Raw genomic sequence first — 3,425 nt, 5'->3', positions numbered from 1 at the left:
AGCAAGGCCGGCGCGCCGCTGCGGCCGCCGCCGGCCACCGCCGCCGATGCCGATGCCTTGGGTGCGGCCATCATCGCCGGGATGTCGGGCGATCTGGACCGGGTGCAAACCTTGCTGGGCACGATTGCCGGATCGCCGGCGGTGACCGAGGCGGCGGTGACGCTGGCGATTCTGCGCGACGATGCGGCGCTGGCCCGGTCGCTGACCCGCGAACTGGAGCAATCCGCGCCCGAATCCGCCTATACGCTGGCGGCGCAGGCCAATATCGCGGCCTCGCTGGATGGCGATCCGGTCACCGCGCGCCGTCTGTTGAAACGCGCGGTGGAGATTGTCCCGGACAGCACCTCGCTGTTGAACGAACTGGCGCTGGTGGAAGACGAGCTGGACCACCCGCTGGAAGCCGAGGCCGCGCTTCGCCGGGCGCTGGAAATCGAGCCGGACAACCCCGTGGTGCTGGGCAACCTGGCGGTGCTGTTGCTGGATCTGGAACGCATTGCCGAGGCCAAGGCGATCGGCGAAAAGCTGTTGGCCGCCGATCCCGGTTCATACCTGGCGCTGCGGGTGCTGGGGCGCGCTGCGCTGCAGGAAAACGACCCGGCGGCGCAGCAGATCCTGCTGCGGGCGCTGGCGGCGCAACCGGCGGCGGCGGAAAGCTCGATTCTGCTGGGCGCGGCGTCGCAGGTGGCGGGTGACACCACCCGGGGTCAACAGGAATTCGACGCCGCCGCGCGGCTGGATCCGAATGATCCGATCATCCCGATCATTGCCTATATCAACGCGCTGGACGCCAATCAGGCCGACGAGGCGATCGTGGCGGCACGGCGGGCGGCGGACCTGTTGAACCGCTATAACCGCACTGGTGCGCGCATCGCCGCCGACCGCAGTTCCGGCACGCCGCTGGCCGATGCCTATGGCTCGATCGGGCTGAGCGGCTGGGCGCGCTATTCGGCCGACCGCGGCTTTGACCCGCTGTCGGCGGGCAGCCTGTTTGCCGAAGGTCAGCTGAGCCGGCTGTCGGTGGGGCGGGCCGGGCCGAATTCGGACGGGTTTGAAAATGCCTATATCAACGGTCTGCGGCTGGATCCGCTGTCGGCCAGTTACCGGCTGCGCTATACCGACCTGTTCCGCCGCCCGTTTACCGATGTCGAGATCGGCGTCAGTTCGGGCGAGAACGACCTATCCGGCTATCTGTCGCTGCACGGGTTTTCGCGGCTGCCGCTGCCGGTGGCCTATTCGCTGCAGTTTTCCGGGGTGAACAGCCGGGAAAGCGCCACGATCGACACCTTGCGCAACAGCCTGCTGATTGCCGGGACCCAGTTTGGCGCGCGCGGCGGGGTGTTTGCGGTGCTGGGCGAGGACCACCAGGAAGTGTCGAACACCCAGCCGGTGGGCCTGGGTCTGACCGCGCTGGAAAGCAGCGATGACCGGGCGCGCACCGGCGGGCTGGGCGGCAGTTTCCGCCTGTCCGAGCGCAGCTTTCTGATGCTGTTCGCGGGGCGCACCCGGCGCGACACCCGTGAATTTTCCCGCAGTTTCGCGGTGCTGGACACCGCGCTGCTGCAATTCGATTTCGACGCCCAGACCGAGACCCAGACTGATCAGATCTCGCTGGGCTGGCAAACCGAGGACGAGACCGGGTTCTGGACCGCCGGGCTGGAATATTTCGACGAGCTGCAAACGAGCAATACCCGCGTCGATGTCACCAACCTGTTCAACGGTGAAACCGCCACGGCCTTTGACCGGCTGGTGCTGGACAGCACGTCAAAGCGGGTGTTTGCGGGACGGCGGCAATATGTGAACCCGTCGCTGACGCTGGAAGGCTTGCTGACCGCCGACCGGGTCGAAGGCGAGGTGCGGGCCGGCGGGCGCGCCGGGGTGGCCTGGACCCCGGCCAAGGGGCAGTGGCTGCGCGCGGCGGCGGTGGTCGATGGCAATCCGGGCGCCGTGACGCTGGCGCCGGTGACGATCCTGGGTCTGGTGCCGCTGCGCTTTCCCTATCAGAACGATGGCGAGCTTTCCGCCGTGGCGCTGCGCTACGACCGCGAGATCGGCAGCCGCGCCCTGATCGGGGTGGAGGTGCAGCATCTGGACCTGCGCAACCTGACCTATGACACCGGCGACCCGATCAACAGTTTCAACCCCGACCGCGCCAAGGCCACGGTGGCCACGCTGCAGGGTGACTATTGGCTGGGCAATGGCGTGGGGCTGACCGGCGCGCTGACCCATTCGGACAGCCGCATCGAGGGCGGCGTTTTCGATAATTCACCATTGCCGGAAATGCCGGACTGGACCGCACATCTGGGTGTGGGCTGGCTGAAACCCTCGGGATTTGGCGGCAACCTGCGCGCGGTCTGGACCAGCAAGCGGTTTTCGGGCGTGCCTGGGCAGAGCCTGCCCTCGGTGCTGACCTTCGACGCGGTGCTGACCTGGGAAAGCCGCGACAAGCGGATCGCGGCGGGGCTGGAGGTGCTGAACCTGCTGGACCGGCCGGTTGCCTTGCCCTGGCAGATGGCGGCATCGGGGCGCGAGCTGCGCGCCAATCTTGCCGTGCGGTTCTGATGGCGGCGCGGCTCGGGGTTCCGGTGTTGGTGGCGCTGGCGGCGGCAGGTCTGACCGCGCTGCTGTCGGTCACCGGGATGCTGACAGCGGTGGACGAGGCGTTTTACGATCGCCTGTCGACCCGCCTGCCGCCGGTCGAGGCGATGCCGGAGACGGTGGTTGTGGCAATTGACGACCCGACCTTTGCCGAGCTGGGCCTGGCCTGGCCCTGGCCGCGCGAATTGCATGCGCAACTGATCGAGGCGCTGCGCGCCGCCGGGGCGCGGCAGATCGGCTATGATGTGGTGTTTGCCGATCCCGGCCCGCCGGCCGGCGACGCGGCGCTGGCAACCGCGTTGGACCAGGATGTGATCCTGGCGCGGTATACCACCCACAGCGAAACACCGCAGGGGATCATGCAGATGTCGGTGGCGCCGATCCGGCCGCTGGCGCAGTCGGCGCGGGTCGCCAGCGTTGACGTGCCGGTTGACCCTGACGGGGCGATCCGCCGGATCAACCGCGATCCCGAAGCGATGGCGGCGGTGCTGGCCGGGCGCGCCGCGCCGCCGCGTGCGCGGATCCGGTTCGACCCCAGCGGTGTGCAGGTGGTGTCGTTCTACCAGGCGCTGGACCCGGCCGGGATGCTGCCGCCGGGCCTGTTTCGTGACAAGACGGTGCTGGTGGGGGTGATCCTGGTGGCGGCGCCGGGCACCGCGGCCGAGATGTTCCGGGTGCCGGCAACGGCCTCGGGTGCCGGCTTCATGGCCGGCGTGCTGATCCATGCCCATGCCTATCGCACGCTGGCGGCACGGGCCTGGATCCTGCCGGTGCATGGCCTGGTGCCGCCGCTGATGGCGCTGGCGCTGGCGCTGGTGGTGGCGGCGCTG

At 68.9% G+C, this 3,425-nt stretch carries 2 protein-coding genes; both read left to right on the top strand.

All coding sequences use genetic code 11. From position 1 onward, the window contains the following. Nucleotides 1-2,559, top strand: a 2,559-nt coding sequence (locus CVM52_RS24535; RefSeq protein WP_133119977.1) for a surface lipoprotein assembly modifier, incomplete at its 5' end; no start/stop codon positions are given. Beyond that, nucleotides 2,559-3,425, top strand: an 867-nt coding sequence (locus CVM52_RS24530) for a CHASE2 domain-containing protein (protein ID WP_133119976.1), incomplete at its 3' end; no start/stop codon positions are given. The genes CVM52_RS24535 and CVM52_RS24530, both read left to right, overlap by 1 nt.

The organism is Pseudooceanicola lipolyticus (genome assembly GCF_002786325.1).
GTDB classification, from domain to species: domain Bacteria; phylum Pseudomonadota; class Alphaproteobacteria; order Rhodobacterales; family Rhodobacteraceae; genus Pseudooceanicola_C; species Pseudooceanicola_C lipolyticus.
This window is presented reverse-complemented; position numbering and strand designations above follow the sequence as displayed.